The sequence below is a fragment of the Dokdonella fugitiva genome (assembly GCF_004342425.1).
Classification (GTDB): Bacteria; Pseudomonadota; Gammaproteobacteria; order Xanthomonadales; family Rhodanobacteraceae; genus Dokdonella_A; species Dokdonella_A fugitiva.
On record NZ_SLWQ01000007.1, the window covers coordinates 140,146 to 155,612 of the forward strand.

13 protein-coding genes are annotated in these 15,467 nt (G+C 72.7%); 11 read left to right on the plus strand and 2 right to left on the minus strand.

The features are described from left to right. The first annotated feature begins 94 nt into the window (after positions 1 to 94). The 11 genes from EV148_RS13205 (at position 95) to hisIE (ending at position 12,119) form a co-directional block, all read left to right on the plus strand. On the plus strand, positions 95 to 2,488 hold the full coding sequence (locus EV148_RS13205) for a winged helix-turn-helix domain-containing protein (RefSeq protein WP_131999009.1): 2,394 nt from the start codon (positions 95 to 97) through the stop codon (positions 2,486 to 2,488). A 184-nt stretch (positions 2,489 to 2,672) separates the two neighbouring features. Beyond that, on the plus strand, positions 2,673 to 4,115 hold the full coding sequence (locus tag EV148_RS13210) for a hypothetical protein (protein ID WP_158287462.1): 1,443 nt from the start codon (positions 2,673 to 2,675) through the stop codon (positions 4,113 to 4,115). 548 nt (positions 4,116 to 4,663) lie between these two features. Continuing rightward, a complete protein-coding gene (locus tag EV148_RS13215; RefSeq protein WP_131999013.1) occupies positions 4,664 to 4,996 on the plus strand; it encodes a YerC/YecD family TrpR-related protein in 333 nt (110 codons plus the stop codon). Next, positions 4,993 to 5,886, plus strand: coding sequence for an ATP phosphoribosyltransferase (gene hisG / locus EV148_RS13220; protein ID WP_131999015.1), 894 nt, complete (start codon positions 4,993 to 4,995; stop codon positions 5,884 to 5,886). The genes EV148_RS13215 and hisG overlap by 4 nt, the downstream gene beginning before the upstream one ends. Continuing rightward, on the plus strand, positions 5,883 to 7,229 hold the full coding sequence (gene hisD, locus EV148_RS13225; protein WP_131999017.1) for a histidinol dehydrogenase: 1,347 nt from the start codon (positions 5,883 to 5,885) through the stop codon (positions 7,227 to 7,229). The genes hisG and hisD overlap by 4 nt, the downstream gene beginning before the upstream one ends. Continuing rightward, positions 7,226 to 8,299, plus strand: coding sequence for a histidinol-phosphate transaminase (gene hisC, locus EV148_RS13230; RefSeq protein ID WP_131999019.1), 1,074 nt, complete (start codon positions 7,226 to 7,228; stop codon positions 8,297 to 8,299). Before hisD ends, hisC begins: the two co-directional genes overlap by 4 nt. After that, positions 8,296 to 9,420, plus strand: a complete 1,125-nt coding sequence (hisB, locus tag EV148_RS13235) for a bifunctional histidinol-phosphatase/imidazoleglycerol-phosphate dehydratase HisB (protein WP_131999021.1) — start codon at positions 8,296 to 8,298, stop codon at positions 9,418 to 9,420. The genes hisC and hisB overlap by 4 nt, the downstream gene beginning before the upstream one ends. Further along, positions 9,417 to 10,010 (plus strand): imidazole glycerol phosphate synthase subunit HisH, encoded by a 594-nt coding sequence (hisH, locus tag EV148_RS13240; protein ID WP_131999023.1) that lies wholly within the window; start codon positions 9,417 to 9,419, stop codon positions 10,008 to 10,010. The genes hisB and hisH overlap by 4 nt, the downstream gene beginning before the upstream one ends. Further along, complete coding sequence (locus EV148_RS13245; protein ID WP_131999025.1) at positions 10,007 to 10,738, plus strand: 1-(5-phosphoribosyl)-5-[(5-phosphoribosylamino)methylideneamino]imidazole-4-carboxamide isomerase; 732 nt, start codon at positions 10,007 to 10,009, stop codon at positions 10,736 to 10,738. The genes hisH and EV148_RS13245 overlap by 4 nt, the downstream gene beginning before the upstream one ends. Further along, positions 10,720 to 11,496 carry an imidazole glycerol phosphate synthase subunit HisF gene (hisF, locus tag EV148_RS13250; RefSeq protein ID WP_131999027.1) on the plus strand — a complete coding sequence of 259 codons (777 nt, stop codon included), beginning with the start codon at positions 10,720 to 10,722 and terminating at the stop codon, positions 11,494 to 11,496. Before EV148_RS13245 ends, hisF begins: the two co-directional genes overlap by 19 nt. Then, complete coding sequence (hisIE, locus tag EV148_RS13255; protein WP_131999029.1) at positions 11,493 to 12,119, plus strand: bifunctional phosphoribosyl-AMP cyclohydrolase/phosphoribosyl-ATP diphosphatase HisIE; 627 nt, start codon at positions 11,493 to 11,495, stop codon at positions 12,117 to 12,119. Before hisF ends, hisIE begins: the two co-directional genes overlap by 4 nt. Positions 12,120 to 12,288: 169 nt before the next feature. Here the strand turns inward: hisIE and EV148_RS13260 are convergent, their stop codons facing one another. After that, the gene (locus tag EV148_RS13260) at positions 12,289 to 12,906 is read right to left on the minus strand and encodes a hypothetical protein (RefSeq protein ID WP_131999031.1); all 618 of its coding nucleotides are present in this window, start codon (positions 12,904 to 12,906) and stop codon (positions 12,289 to 12,291) included. 212 nt (positions 12,907 to 13,118) lie between these two features. Further along, on the minus strand, positions 13,119 to 15,197 hold the full coding sequence (locus EV148_RS13265; RefSeq protein ID WP_131999033.1) for a S9 family peptidase: 2,079 nt from the start codon (positions 15,195 to 15,197) through the stop codon (positions 13,119 to 13,121). Between the last annotated feature and the right edge of the window lie 270 nt (positions 15,198 to 15,467).

The following is a 15,467-nucleotide window of genomic DNA, read 5'->3' on the forward strand; positions in this document are numbered from 1 at the left end:
GCCGCGTTGCGCGGGCTGCGCGAAGCGGGCGGCCGCCTGCGCGTGCCGTCGGCCACGGTTGACATCGCGGCCCCGGCGTACGCATATCGCGCGGATGAGCCGCACCTATCGATTCGGCGAGTTCCGCCTGCTCCCTGCGCGCCGCGAGTTGTGGCGCGGCGACGTCCAGCTGTCGGTGCCGCCACGCGCATTCGACTGCATCGTCTACCTCGTCGAGCAGCGCGACCGCGCGGTCGGGCGCGACGAACTCATCGCCGCCGTCTGGGGCAAGGCGGAGATCAGCGATGGCCTGCTGGCGCAGACCGTGCTCGCGATGCGCCGCGCCTTCGACGACACCGGCAAGGAACAACACTACATCCGCACGGTCGTGCGCTTCGGTTACCACTGGGTCGCGCCGACCGTCGCGACCGACGAGGAACCGGCCCCGCCGGTCGCCTCCGCCACGAGCGTCGAAGCGCAACCCGCCGGCGCGATCGCCGAAGCCACCGCGCCGGCGATGGAACCTGCACCCGCCCGGACCGGATCGCGCAGGGGCGTCACGGTCGCCGCTGCCGCCGGCGTGCTCGTGCTCGCCCTGCTTTCCGGCGTCGCCTGGTGGAACACGCGCCTCGCGCGCGCGCCGGCGCCACATGCGCCTGCCGCGACGACGATCGCGCTCGTGCTGCCGGTCGAAGTCACCGCGGCGGAAGGCGCCGACTGGATCCGGCTCGGCCTCATGGACCACATCGCCGCCCGCCTGCGCAGCGCGGGCCTGCCGGTCGTGCCGAGCGACAACGTCGTCGTACTGACCGGCGCGGCGCGCAGGACCGGCGGCGGCAGCGCCGCCGAACTCGCCCGCGCGGCAGGAGCCAGCCTCGTCGTCGAGGCGCACGCCGAGCGCGTCGAGCACTACTGGCGCGTGCGCGTGCACACCGTGCTCGGCCGCACGCCGGCCGCCGACGGCAACGGCGAAGCGGACGATGCGCTCGTCGCCGCGCGCATCGCGGCCGACGACCTCGCGCGCCGCCTCGGCTACGTGCCGCTCGCCGTGGCCGCCGCCACGCCCGGTGACCGCTCCGCGCTCGACGCCCTGCTGCAGCAGGCCGAGGCGGCGACCCTCAGCGACCGCCTCGACGATGCGCGCGCCCTGCTCGCGCGCGCGCCGGCCGACCAGCGCGCACAGCCGGAACTGCGCCTGCGCCTCGCGCAGATCGACTACCAGGCCGGCGACTTCGACGCCGCCGAAGCCGCGTTCACGGCGATCGCACGCGACGTCTCGGTCGAGCAGGACCGCGTGCTGCACGCGCGCGCGCTGAGCAACCTCGGCGTGATCGCGGCGATGCGCGGCAACAACGTCGCCGCCGCCGGCCGCTTCGACGAGGCGATCGCCCTGCTGCGTGGCCAAGGCGCGCCCGACGCGCTGGGCAAGGCACTCAACGGCCGCGCCAACGTCGCCGGCGCGATGGACCAGACCGAACTCGCGCTGCAGGCGTTCGCCGAGGCGCGCACCGCGTTCGAGAGCAGCGGCAACCTGCTCGCGCTGGCGCTGGTGGACTCCAACCTCGCCGCGCTCGACATGCGCCGCGAGCGCTACGCCGAGGCCGAACCGGTGTTCCAGCGCGCCGCCGACCGCTTCGCGACGTTCGGCGTGCATGCGGCCGAACTCAATGCACTGACCGCGGTCGCCGAACTGCGCGTCGCGCTGTTGCAGCCTGACGCCGCGCTTGCGCTCGAGCCGCGCGTGCGCGACGTCGCGGCGCAGGTATCCGACCCCGCGCGCCAGCGCGACGCCGAGCTCACGACGTTGTTCGTGCTGTTCGCGAACGGCCGCGAGCAGGAAATCGACCCGCGCCTCGCGGCCGTGCTCGACGCCGCCGTGCGCGAGGGCAATCGCGCCGCGCAGGCGCGCGCGCACGCGCTCGCGGGGCACCTCGCGCTCGAGCGCGGTGACGCCGCCCATGCCGCGGACGAAGCGGCGCAGTCGCTCGCCCTGTTCACCGCCGTCGACGACCAGCGCGAACACGCGCGCGTGCACATGCTGCGCATCGAAGCCCTGCTCGGCCGCGGCGACCGTGCCGCGGCGACGGCTGCCGCCGCCGAACTGGCGACGTTCGCGAGCCGCGCCGGCAGTCCTGCCGCGCGCATGTACGCCGACTTCGCCCAGGCCCGCACGACCAGCGACGACGAAGCCGCAGGCACCTGGTATGCGCGCGCGCTCGGCGAGGCTGATGCGCTGCGCATCCCCCTCGACCTGCGCGAGGTCGCGACCGCCTATGCGGGCTGGCTGATCGAGCGCGGCGACCCGGCGCGCGCCGCGGCGCTGGCCGAGCGCGTGGCCGGCTTCGCCGCGCGTGACTTCGGCAGCGCCTTGCTGCAGGTACGCGTGCAGCAGTCGAAAGGCGACGAGGCGCTTTGGCGCAACGCGCTCGCCCGCGCGCAGGCACTCGCGGGCGAACGGCGCATCCCGCTCGCGCTGGCATCGCCGCCGACGGTCGCCGCCTCGCGCTGAGGCCTGCGGACCGGCCGCCGCCATGCGGCCCGGCGGCACCTGCCTCGCGCGCGAACCCGCGCCGAATCAACCGCTTGGCCGCGCGTTGATGCGCGCCTAATGCCGCCATGACGTTCCGCGCATGCGCCGCGGCCCGCGCCTTCGCATGCTCGGCGCATCGCCATCCCCACGTACGGAGATCCCGATGTCGTTTCCCCGCCGCAGCCACACGGGCGCCCTGCTGCTGTTCGCCTCGCTGTTCACGATCCCCGCGCTCGCCGCGGACGGCCTGCCCGATCCGACCTTCGGGGTCGCCGGCGCCGCCTACATCACCCCCGACGACATCGAGGCCCGCGAGCTGCGCCCGTACGCGGCGCTCGGCTTGCCCGACGGCAAGATCCTCGTCGCCGGCGAGCGCAACAAGTTCATCCCGTCGAGCCCGTTCGACCCGCACATGCGCGCGATGCTCGCGCGCCTGAACGCCGACGGCACGCCGGATGCGAGCTTCGGCAACATCGAAGGCATCCCCGGCTTGCTCGTGCTGCCCGACCTCGTGCCCGAGACCGGCGCAGGCATGCAGATCATCGAGGCGATGGTGCGCCTCGACGACGGCTCGATCGTCGTCGCCGGCACCGCGTCCGCGTTCGGTCCGCTGCGCGGCTTCCTCGTCAAGCTCGACGCGGAAGGCACGATGGACACGACGTTCGGCGCCGACGGCGTCCAGCTCGTGCCCGACATGTACGTGCACACACTCGCGGTCGACAGCCAGGGCCGCTTCGTGGTCGCCGGCGAAAAGGCGATCGACAGCGTCTCGCACAGCTATGTCGCGCGCTTCGACGCCGACGGCGCGCCCGACGCGGGCTTCGGCACCGGTGGCGGTGTCGTCATCGACTGGGACGCGGCCGGCGAGAGCCGCGGCGGCTATCTCAGCACGCTCGGCATCACCGCCGGCGACGGCATCCTCGTCGGCGGCAACTACGAGGTCTACGGCCAGGGCTTCGGCTCGGACTTCGCGATCGCGCGCCTCGATGCGACCGGTGCGTTCGACACCACGTTCGCCGGCACCGGCTGGCGCGTGTTCCATCGCCCGGACGACACGGGCGAAGCGTTCACGACCATCGACGGCATCGATCGCCTGCTGCCGACCGCGGAGGGTGGTGCCGTCTTCGTGGGCCACTACCAGGTCGATGACGGCCAGGGCAACACGAGCTTCGAAACCGTGCTCGGCGGCATCGGCGCCGATGGCATGATGGACGGGAGCTTCGGCAGCCACGGCGACGGCTTCCAGCCGGTCGCGATCGCGCCGGGTGCATTCACGCGCTACGCGACGGGCCTGGTGCGCCAGGCCGATGGCAACCTCGTCGCGGCGATCAGCTACGTCGGCCCCGAGTCGAGCTTTCTCGCGTTCCGCTTCACGCCCGACGGCATGCTCGATGCGAGCTTCGGCGACGCCGGCATCGCGAGCGTCGACATGGCGCCCGGCGGCATCTTCAGCGACCCGTCCGCGCTCGCGCTCGACGCACAGGGCCGCGTGATCGTCGCCGGCATGGCGGAGCGCGCCTCGCCACTGTACGAACTCGCGGTCCTGCGCCTCACCAACGACAGCGCCGACCGCATCTTCGCCAACGGTTTCGACGGAACGCGATAACTCCCCGGCACCGTCGATGGGACCGGCCGCGCCCGCCCTCTCCCCCGTGGGCGCGGCCGGTCCGTTTTTCCGGCGGGCGCATTGCTCCTCGACGCACCGCCGCCATTGCCGCGAAAGCGGGAGTCCATCGTGCCCGTGCCAGGCCGAAGACGCTGGGGCGCTCCGCCAAGGTCGCGGCATTCGCCGGGGCGACGGACGTCGTCGGCTGCGTGCGCCGCTGCGACGAGCAGGCAGCACGGGCGCCAACACGCGCGCTGTCCTTCCGCGTCGATCCGCCACGCGTTCGGGCAAGCATCCGCTTCCACCGAAGCGGCGCCAGGTGCGACATCCCTTCGCCCTGAGCGGAAGGCCGGAGTCGAAGGGCCGTCATCCCTGATGATGTCCACGCGCGGCGGCCGCACCGGCGCGGTCGCCTCGCAGCTGGCTCGGCAGGAACGAAACCCTGCGCCCGGCCGCCCGCCGGGAAGTCGCGACGCGCACGGTTGCACTGCAGCACGCCATCCGCTAGCATGGCCACCAACATACTAACGCGCTAATACATTGACGCGATGAAACGACGCCAGATCGAGCCCGAGATCGACCCCGGGCGTGCCGAACGCTCGTTGTGCGAGGCCTTGCTGTCGCTGCGCAGCGTGGAAGAGATGCGCGCCTTCCTCGACGACCTGTGCACGCCGGCCGAGCGCGAGGCGATGCGCGACCGCTGGAGCGTCGTGCCGCACCTGCTCGCCGGGGAGCCGTACTGGCAGATCCACGAGGCGACCGCGGTGAGCATCACGACGATCGGTCGCGTCGCGCGCTGCCTCGACCAGGGGGCCGGCGGCTATGCGATCGCGGCGGCACGCGCGGCGAAGCCGCGCAAGGCAGCGAGGAGCACGCGATGAACGACGGTCGCGAGCGCCTGCGCATCGCCGTACAGAAGTCGGGGCGCTTGTCGGAGGCGTCGCTCGACCTGCTGCGCCGCGCCGGACTCGCGTTCCGCGCGAGCCGCGACAAGCTGTTCCTGTACGGCGAAAACCTGCCGGTCGACGTGCTCCTCGTGCGCGACGACGACATTCCCGGCCTGCTCGTCGAGGGCAGCTGCGAACTCGGCATGGTCGGGCGCAACGTGCTCGACGAACAGCGCCTCGCCGGCGACACGGCGACCACGCCCACGCGGCTGCTCGACCTCGGCTTCGGCGGTTGCCGCCTCGCGATCGCCGTGCCCGACGGCAGCGCGATCGATGTGCCGCGCGACCTCGGCGGCCTGCGCATCGCCACCTCCTACCCGGCGCTGCTCGCCGACTGGCTGCGCACGCAAGGCATCGAGGCCGAGGTCGTGCTGCTCACCGGCTCGGTGGAGATCGCGCCGCGACTCGGCAAGGCGCATGCGATCTGCGACCTCGTGTCGAGCGGTGCCACGCTCGCCGCGAACCAGTTGCACGAGATCGCCACGGTCATGCACAGCCAGGCCGTGCTCGCGTCGAGCCCGCGCCCGCGCAGCGCCGCCGCGACGCAGATGCTGGAGCGACTCGTCGCGCGCATCGCCGGCGCGCTGTCCGGTGCGGGCGCGCGCCTGCTCATGCTGCAGGCGCCGCGCGCCGCGCTGCCGGCGATCACGCGCCTGCTGCCCTCGCGCGAAGCGCCGAGCGTGCTCGGCCTCGACGGCCGCCCCGACGACGTCGCCATGCAGGCGCTGTGCAACGCGAGCCTCGACTGGCAGCACCTCGAGGAACTCAAGCGCCTCGGCGCGCGCGGCGTGATGGTGCTCAATGTGGAACGAATGCTCGCATGAACCCCTTGCCGCGCTGCGCCGACTGGTCGGCGCTCGACACATGCCAACGCATTAATATCCTGGCACGGCCGCCGCGCCTGCACGACGCCGGCCAGCTCGCCGACGTGCGCGCGATCATCGCCGCCGTGCGCGCGCGCGGCGACGCCGCGCTGCGCGAGATCGGCCTGCGCCTGGACCGCTGCGAACTGGCGACGTTCGAAGTCGGCGCCGCCGAGTTCACCGCAGCCGAGCGGGCGGTCGACGCCGGCGCGCGCGCGGCGATGCGCCGCGCGGTCGCCCGCGTCGAGGCGTTCCACGCGGCGCAGAAGCCGCGGCCGTTCGCGCTCGACACCGCGCCCGGCATGCGCTGCGAGCAGCTGTGGCGGCCGATCGGCCGCGTCGGCCTGTACGCGCCGGCCGGCAGCGCACCGCTGCCGTCGACCGTGTGGATGCTCGGCGTGCCTGCACGCGTGGCCGGCTGCGGCGAAATCCTGCTCGCGACGCCGCCGCGCGCGGACGGCAGCGCCGATCCGGCGATCCTCGTCGCGGCGCGCCTGTGCGGCATCGAGCGCGTGTTCAAGCTCGGCGGCGCGCAGGCGATCGCCGCGCTCGCCTACGGCACCGAATCGGTGCCGCGCTGCGCGAAGCTGTTCGGGCCCGGCAACAGCTGGGTCACGACCGCCAAGCTCGAGGTCGCTGCCGACCCCGACGGCGCGGCGATCGACATGCCGGCCGGCCCGTCCGAGGTGCTCGTGATCGCCGACGACGCGGCCGATCCCGCGTTCGTCGCGGCCGACCTGCTCGCCCAGGCCGAGCACGGCGCCGATTCGCAGGTGCTGCTCGCGAGCCCGAGCCAGCGCCTGCTCGATGCGGTCCTGCACGCGCTCGAGATCCAGCTCGCGAGCCTCCCGCGCGCCGCCATCGCGCGCGCCGCGCTCGCGCACGCGCGCCTGATCCGCGTGCCCGACCTCGACTGCGCGATCGAGATCGCCGAGCGCTACGCGCCCGAGCACCTCATCGTCAACACGCGCGACGCGCGCGCGCTGCTGCCGATGATCGCCAACGCGGGCAGCATCTTCCTGGGCGGCTGGTCGCCGGAAACGCTCGGCGACTACTGCGCGGGACCGAACCACGTGCTGCCGACACTCGGCTTCGCGCGCGCGTTCAGCGGCGTCGGCGTCGAGAGCTTCCTGCGCCGCGTCTACGTGCAGGAGGCGTCGAGCGCGGGCCTGCGCGCGATCGGCCCGGACGCCGCGCGACTCGCGCGCGCCGAAGCGCTCGAGGCGCACGCGCGCGCGGTCGACCTGCGCCTCGCCGCGCTCGACCGCGGCAGCGCCGCGCTCGGCGCCGGAGGCGACGCATGAGCATGCTCGAACGGGCGCGGCCCGAACTCGTCGCGTTCGCGCCGTACGCCTCGGCGCGACGCGCCGGCTTCGACGCCCGCGTGCGGCTCGACGCGAACGAGTCGCCGTGGGACAGCGCCGACGACGGTTGCACCGACGCCGGCCTCAACCGCTACCCGCAGCCACAACCGGATGCATTGCGCGCGCGGCTCGCGGCGCTGTACGGCGTCGACGCCGCCTCGCTCTGGCTCGGCCGCGGCAGCGACGAGGCGATCGACCTGCTGCTGCGCGCATTCTGCCGCGCCGGACGCGACAACGTCGTCGCGTTCGCGCCGACCTTCGGCATGTACCGCGTCGGCGCCGCGTTGCAGGGAGCGGCGTTCCGCACGCTCGCCCTGTCCGCCGACGACGGCTTCGCGCTCGACACGGATCACCTGCTCGCGCTCGCCGACGACGACACCAAGCTCGTGATCGTCTGCTCGCCGAACAACCCGAGCGGCACGCTCTACCACGGCGACGCGCTCGAGCGGCTCGCCCGCGCGCTCGACGGCCGCGCGCTGCTGCTCGTCGACGAGGCCTACGTGGAGTTCGCCGGCGTCGCCAGCGCGAGCGCGCTGCTCGCGCGCCATTCGAACGTCGCCGTGCTGCGCACGTTGTCGAAGGCGCACGCACTCGCCGGCGCGCGCGTCGGCGCGCTGCTCGCGCATCCGGAGGTCGTCGACCTCGTCGCGCGCATCGCCGCGCCGTACCCGCTGCCGAGCGGCAGCGTGCGCGCCGCGTCGGCCGCGCTCGAACCTGCCACGCTCGCCCGCACGCGCGCACGCATCGCGACGCTCGTCGCCGAACGCGAACGCATCGCCGTGGCGCTCGCGGTCGCCGGCGGCGTGCGCACGGTGTGGCCGTCGGCCGGCAACTTCCTGCTCGTGCGCTTCGCCGACGCACGCGAGGCGTTCGCGCGCCTGCTCGGTGCAGGCATCCTCGTGCGCGACTTCTCGGCGCAGCCGGGGCTCGCCAACTGCCTGCGCATCACGATCGGGCGCCCGGACGAGAACGATGCGCTGCTCGCCGCGCTCGGCGGAGCCCGCCGATGAGCGCACCCGCGAAGATCCTGTTCGTCGATCGCGACGGCACGCTGATCGAGGAGCCGGCGGACGAGCAGATCGACGGCTACGAGAAGTTCCGGCTGCTGCCGGGCGCGATCGGCGCGCTGCGCCGCCTCGTCGACGCCGGCTACGAGCTCGTCATGGTCACCAACCAGGACGGCCTCGGCACGCCGGCCTTCCCCGAGGAAGCGTTCGCCGGGCCGCAACGCCTGCTGCTGGAGATCCTCGCCGGCGAAGGCATCGTGTTCCGCGAGGTGCTCGTCGACCGCAGCTTCGCGCACGAGCACGCGCCGACGCGCAAGCCCGGCCTCGGCCTCGTGCGCCACTACCTCGGCCACGGCGTGCTCGACCGCGCGCGCAGCGCGGTGATCGGCGATCGCGACAGCGACCTCGAGTTCGCGCGCAACATCGGCGTGCGCGGGCTGCGCATCGGCGCCGATGCCGGCTGGGCCGCGATCGCCACGACCTTGCTCGACGCGCCGCGTCGCGCGCGCATCGAGCGCACGACGCGCGAGACGCGCATCGCGGTCGAGGTCGACCTCGACGACGCCGCGCGGCCCGCCGTGCACAGCGGCATCGGCTTCCTCGATCACATGATCGAACAGCTCGGCGTGCACGGCGGTTTCGCGCTGCGCCTGCGCTGCGACGGCGACCTCGGCGTCGACGAGCACCACACGGTCGAGGACTGCGCGCTCGCGCTCGGCCAGGCGCTGCGCGAAGCGCTCGGCGAGCGCCGCGGCATCGGCCGCTACGGCCACGCGCCGGAGGGCCTGCCGCTGCAGCGCGCGCTCGGCTTCGTCGTGCCGATGGACGACGCGCTCGCGCACGCCGCGCTCGACCTGTCCGGCCGCCCATACTTCGTGTTCGAAGGCGCGTTCCCCGCCGAACGCGTCGGCGCGCTGCCGAGCGCGCTCGTGCCGCACTTCTTCCGCAGCCTCGCCGATGCGCTCGGCGCGAACCTGCACCTGGCCGTGCGCGGCGACGACGCGCACCACATGGTCGAGGCGTGCTTCAAAGTGGTCGGGCGCGCCCTGCGCCAGGCGATCCGCCGCGACGGCGGCGTCGCCGTGCCGAGCAGCAAGGGCGTGCTCGCGGGTGCGGCCGCATGAGCGTGCGAGCGCTCATCGTCGCCGCCGGCGGCGCCAACTACGGTTCGCTGCGCGAAGCCTGTCGCCGCGTCGGCGTCGACGCCGAGCTGTCGGACGACCCCGCGCGCGTCGCCGCGGCAACGCACGTGATCCTGCCCGGCGTCGGCGCCGCGGCGCAGGCGATGGAGGCACTGCGCACACGCAGCCTCGATCGTGCGTTGCGCGAACTGCGCCGGCCCCTGCTCGGCGTCTGTCTCGGCATGCAGCTGCTCTACGAGCACTCCGCCGAAGGCGACGTCGAAGGCCTGGGACTGCTGCGCGGGCGCGTGCGACGCCTGCCCGCCGCGCCGCGCTGGCCGCACATGGGCTGGAACACGCTCGCGCCGCGCGTCGCCGACCATCCATTGCTGCGCGGCATCGGCCGCGACGACTGGTTCTACTTCGTGCACGGCTATGCCGCGGACGAGGGCGAAACGACGCTCGCCGCGGCCGCGCACGGCGCGCCGTTCGCCGCCGTGGTCGCACGCGGCCACGTGCACGGCGCGCAGTTCCATCCCGAGAAATCCGCTGCGGCCGGTCGCCGCCTGCTGACGAACTTCTTCGCGCTATGAACATCATTCCGGCGATCGACCTGCGCGACGGCCGCGTCGTGCGCCTGCGCCAGGGCGACTTCGCGCAGGCGCGCGTCTTCGCGCACGATCCGCTCGAGCTCGCCACGCGCTACGCGCGCGCGGGCGCCGACTGGCTGCACCTGGTCGACCTCGACGGCGCGCGCGCGGCGCAGCCGCTGCAGCTCGCCTCGATCGCGCGCGTCGCCGGCAGCGGACTGCGCGTGCAGGCCGGCGGCGGCGTGCGCACGCGGGGCGACGTGCAACGCCTGCTCGATGCCGGCGTCGAGCGCGTCGTCGTCGGCAGCGTCGCGGTGCGCACGCCCGATGCATTCGTCGATTGGCTGCACGTGTTCGGCGCCGGACGCCTCTGCCTCGCGCTCGACCTGCGTCTCGGCGAGGACGGCCGCTGGCGCCCCGCGGTCGACGCATGGCAGTCGACCGACGACGGCGACTACGCCGCGCTGCTGCAACGCTTCGCGGATGCGGGCCTGCGCCACGTGCTGACCACGGATGTCGCGCACGACGGCATGGCGGCGGGGCCGAACCTCGCGCTGTACCGCCTGCTCGCCGCGCGCTGGCCGTCGTTCGCGTGGATCGCCTCGGGCGGCGTGCGCGACCTCGCCGACGTCACCGCGCTGCGCGGCACGGGCGTCGCCGCGTGCGTCGCCGGCACTGCGCTGCTCGAAGGCAGCCTGCCGCTGGAGGCCCTGTGCTCGCGCGCCGCCTGATCCCCTGCCTCGACGTCGCCGACGGCGCGGTCGTCAAGGGCGTGCGCTTCCGCGACCATCGCGTCGTCGGTGACGTCATCGAGCTCGCGCGCCGCTACGCCGCCGACGGCGCGGACGAGCTCGTGTTCTACGACATCACCGCGAGCCCGGAACGGCGCCGCGTCGGCGTCGCCTGGGTCGAACGCGTCGCGCGCGAGCTCGACATTCCCTTCTGCGTCGCCGGCGGCATCCGCTCGGTCGCCGACGCCGAAGCGGTGCTCGCCGCGGGTGCGGACAAGGTATCGATCAACAGCCCCGCGCTCGCGCGGCCCGCGCTCGTCGACGAGCTCGCGGCGCGCTTCGGCAGCCAGTGCGTCGTCGTCGGCATCGACGTCGACGCGCAAGCCGACGACCATGGCACCTGGCGCGTCGTCGCCGACAGCGGCAAGCCCGAGCAGGCGAGCGACAGCGGCCGGGACCTGCTCGCCTGGGTGCGCGAAGTCGACGCGCGCGGCGCGGGCGAGATCGTGCTCAACGCGATCCGCAACGACGGCGTGCGCTCAGGCTACGCGCACATGCTGCTCGATGCGGTGCGCGCGGCGACGGACCTGCCGCTCGTCGCCTCCGGCGGCGCGGGCGCGGTCGAGCACTTCGGCGAGGTGTTCGAGCGCTGCGGCGTCGACGCCGCGCTCGCCGCGAGCGTGTTCCACGCCGGCGAGATCCGCATCGGCGATCTCAAGCGCTACCTCGCCGCGCGCGGCATCGTGGTGCGGCCATGACGGCCGTCGCGTTCGACGCCGCTGCGCTCGACTGGAGCAAGGGCGACGGCCTGCTCCCCGTCGTCGTGCAGCATGCGCACGACGGCCGCGTGCTCATGCTCGGCTATACCGACCGCAGCGCGCTCGAGCGCACGCTCGCGACCGGCGAAGTGCATTTCTGGTCGCGTTCGAAGCAGCGCCTGTGGCGCAAGGGCGAGAGCTCCGGCCACGTGCTTGCGCTCGTCTCGCTCGCCGCCGACTGCGACGGCGACGCGCTGCTCGCGCAGGCGGTGCCGGCGGGGCCGACTTGCCACCGCGGCACGCCGAGCTGCTTCGACGGCGACGCACCCGCGCACCCATGGCTCAACGAACTCGAAGCGCTGATCGCCGCGCGTGCGGGCACGGACCCCGCATCGAGCTACGTCGCCAAGCTGCTCGCCGGCACGCCGGCACGACGCGCGCAGAAGGTCGGCGAGGAAGGCGTCGAAGTCGCGCTCGCTGCGGCGACCGGCGACCTCTCCGGCCTGCGTGGCGAGGCCGCCGACCTCGTGTTCCACCTGCTCGTGCTGCTGCGCGGCGCCGGACTCACGCTCGCCGATGTCGTCGGCGAGCTCGCGCGACGGCATTCGCTGCGCGGCGGGTGACACGCGAGGTCATGCAGTCCGCGCGTGAGTGTGTTTCGCGGGGTCCTCCCGTGGGCGACGTCGCGGCGTGCCGACGCGTGGCGGTCGCGCACAGGATGCGCTCGTACACCTGCGCCTTCAGCCGCGATGCCCTTCGGCCGGGGTGGCCAGGACGCACGCGAACGCTTCGTCAATTGTCGTCGAACCCGTCGGCGAAGATCGTGTCGTCATCCGGCATCGGCGGCGTGAAGTTGCCGCTGATGTGCACGGTGAGGCTGTTGTTGCTGCCGGCGAGGGCCGCGTTGATCTGGCTGGCGAAACCGCCACAGGACGACGCCGTCGGCGGCACCGTGAACGACGCATCGGCAAGGTCAAGACCACTGGCGGAGCCGGTTCCGGCGAGTTCAAGATCGATCGGCTCGAACACGCACGGCGTCACGGGCAGCGGCGGCGAGGTCGAAAGGATCTGCAGCTTCGCATGCACGACCGTCATCGCGGCCACGCCGTCGGCAGCTACCGCCGCGGACGACGTGTTGGTCTGGCTGAAGCGGTAGTTGACGGTGACGTTGCCGACCCCCTGAATCGGTACGATGGTGCTCGCGTCGGGGAACGCGAACGCGCCGTCCGACAGTGTCCCCGTGTTCGCGTCGTAAACCGCATCGCCGAACGTGCCGCCGGCCGGCAAGGGTGCCGACGAGCCGTTCACGGCAATCGTTCCGGTGACCGGGAAGATCGTCGCGTGTGCGGACGGAGCGGCCCAAGCCAGTGCGAACGCGAGCGCGGCTTGGACGGTCGTGGATATGGCCATGGTGATGCTCCCCTTTCCCTCGCGCGATGTGCGCGGTCCCCGCGCGGATCATCGCACGTCGAGCAGCCTCGCGCCTCGGCAAAAAGTCAGCAAAGGGAATCGACGTGCCGGTCCTGGAAGTCACCTCATCCAGGCAAGGCCGCCGATCGCCGGCACCCCGATGCCGCGTGCGCCGATCGGCCTGATGGCGACCGGCCGGCGCACGCCCATCATCACTGCTGCGCGTCCTGCGCGGTCCAGCGCTTGAGCCACGCATTCACGGTGTCGTGCCAGAGCACGCTGTTGTGCGGCTTGAGCACCCAGTGGTTCTCGTCCGGGAAGCGCAGGAACTCGCTCGGGATGCCGCGACGCTGCAGCGCGGTGAATGCGGCAAGGCCCTGTTCGAGCGGGATGCGGAAATCCTGGTCGCTGTGCACGACGAGCATCGGCACGCGCCAGTCCTTGACGTGGTTGACCGGGTTGTACTTCTCGTAGCCGGCCGGGTCTTCGTACTGCGTCTTGCCCGCGTGTTCCCACTCGTCGAACCACAGCTCCTCGGTCGAGTAGCTCATCATGCGGCTGTCGAACACGCCATCGTGCGAGACGATGCACTTCCACGGTTCGTTCCACACGCCGGCCATCCAGTACATCATGTAGCCGCCGTACGACGCGCCGAGCGCGCAGGCGCGGTTGCCGTCGAGGAAGGCGTACTTCTGCTGCGCCGCGGCCCAGCCGGCCTTGAGGTCGTCGAGCGGCGCGCCGCCCCAGTCGCCCGAGATCCTGTCGGTGAACGCCTGGCCGTAGCCGGTCGAACCGTGGAAGTTGATCGTGACGACCGCGAAGCCCTGGCCCGCGTAGGTCTGCGGGTTCCAGCGGTAGTGGAAGTCGTTCGTCATCGCGCCCTGCGGGCCGCCGTGCACGATGAACGCGACCGGATACTTCGCGCCTTTCCTGTAGTCGACCGGCTTGGTCACGTAGCCCTGCACGGTGTCGCCGCCGTAGCCCTTGAAGGTGAAGAACTCGGTGTCGCCGAACCGGATGTCCTTGAGGCGGTCGGCGTTGAAATGCGTGATCTGGCGCAGGTTCTTGCCGTCCGCGCGCGCGGTGTAGAGATCGTTCGGCCGCTTGAAGTCGTTGCGCGCGAGCACGAGGCCTTTCGCGCCGAGGTCGAAGCCGGCGATGCTGCCGTCGGCGACGAGCTTGCTCGCCTTGCCGCTCGCGACGTCGACCGCGAACAGCGCGTGGTCGCCCCAGTCGTCGGTCGCGGTGTAGAGCGTCTTGCCGTCGGCCGATTCCCTGAGGCCGGAAGCCGAGCGGTCCCACTGCGGGTCGATCTCGCGCTTGGCACCGCTGGCGAGATCGAGGGCCCAGATGCCGAAGCGGTCGGCCTCGAAGCCGGCGCGCTTCATCGCGAGCCAGTACAGCGTCCTGCCATCCGCCGACGGCAGCGGGTACCCGTCCCAGGCCGGGTTGTCTGCAGTGAGGTTCTTCGGCGCGTGCGCGCCCTCCACCGCCACCGAGAAAATATCGAAATTCGTCGACCACGGCTCGCTCTTGCCGGCGATGCGCGCGTTGAAGTACACGGTCTTGCCGTCCGGCGAGAACATGTATTCGCTGTCGTCGCCGAACGGCTTGGACGGCACGTCGCCGTCGATGCCGCGGGTCAGCAGCTCGAGCTTGCCCGGCTTGCCGTCCGCGCCGAGGTCGGCGACGAACAGTTGCGAGCGACGGCCGTCGGCCCACGTGTCCCAATGGCGCACGAAGATCGAGTCGTACACGGTGCCGCTCGCCTTGTCGGCCTTGCGCGCGTCGAGCTTCTTCTGCGTGCAGGCGACGACGTCGGCGTCGTCCGCGCAGTCGTTGAAGACGTCGAGCGAAAGCAGCACGCGCTTGCCGTCCGGCGACAGGCGGAAGTTGTTGACGTCGAGCGGCAGCGAAGTGGCCTGCGTCGCCGCGCCGCCGTTCGCATCGATGCGCCAGAGCTGGCTCGTGCCGTCCTTCGGCGCGAGGAAGTACAGCGCCTTGCCGTCGCTGGACCAGCGCGCACTGCTCGCATTGAGCGCCTTGTCGGTCAGGCGCTGCGGCGCGCCACCCGCGTACGGCACGGTCCAGATGCCGTTCCTGCCCTTGTTCGCCTCGTAGTCGGTTTCGCGCACGCTGAAGGCGACGCGCGTGCCGTCCGGCGACAAGGCCGGGTCGCTCACGCGATCCATCATCACGAGGTCGTGCACGTCGAACGGATGCGACGCCGCGGAAGCGGCGGCAGGGAGGGCGACGGCCGCGGCGATCGCCGCGGCAAGGACGGGCTTCATCGGTTTCTCCGGCATGGCGAAAGGACCGCCGATGGTACGGCCTGCGCCCGGTCCCGGCCACCTGCACCGCGGCAATGACGATGTGCACATTGCGGCGCGCGGCCCGGCGCGCTAGCGTCAGCCTTTCGTGCGCCCGGGGAAAAATCCCGTCGTCCCGCGAAAGCGGAGATCCAGCGTCTTCGGTCACCCGGACAGCAACGGCACCGGGTCCCGGCGCCGGGACGACGAGGGTCGAGAGGTGCCTCCCGCCGCATCACCCATTCCATTCCG